We start from the raw sequence: 331 nt of genomic DNA on the forward strand, positions 1-331 counted from the left end.
ACCAGGTTTCGACGTGGGTTCGGATCCGACGCAGGGCATGCCGAGCACCAGTTCGCTCGTAAATCCACTGGAAACGAAGTAACTGCGAACGACGAACGTTTCGCCCTCGCCGCTTAACACCGGCGAGCCCCGCACCAGCTCGCCGATGGGCTGGGTCTGAAGCTGCAAGGCGACGGGCGGCGGGGTCATCCACATCGGCTGTGCGCCACGCCGGGTCACGAGACGTGGCGCAAGATCCAGTGACTGGCATCCCGGGCAGCGTGCCGCTGCGCGGCCCGGGGCGTGAGATCCAAACCAGCCGGCTACGCATGTAGAACTGCCCGGAGAAGGC

General features: G+C 65.9%; 1 other RNA gene. It reads left to right on the forward strand.

Annotated features, from left to right (window positions below):
- Nucleotide 1: 1 nt before the first annotated feature.
- Nucleotides 2-331: a transfer-messenger RNA gene (gene ssrA, locus ACO0K4_RS19645) on the forward strand; the annotation flags it as partial.

It is taken from the genome of Undibacterium sp. RuTC16W, assembly GCF_049339445.1.
Taxonomy (GTDB): domain Bacteria; phylum Pseudomonadota; class Gammaproteobacteria; order Burkholderiales; family Burkholderiaceae_D; genus Undibacterium.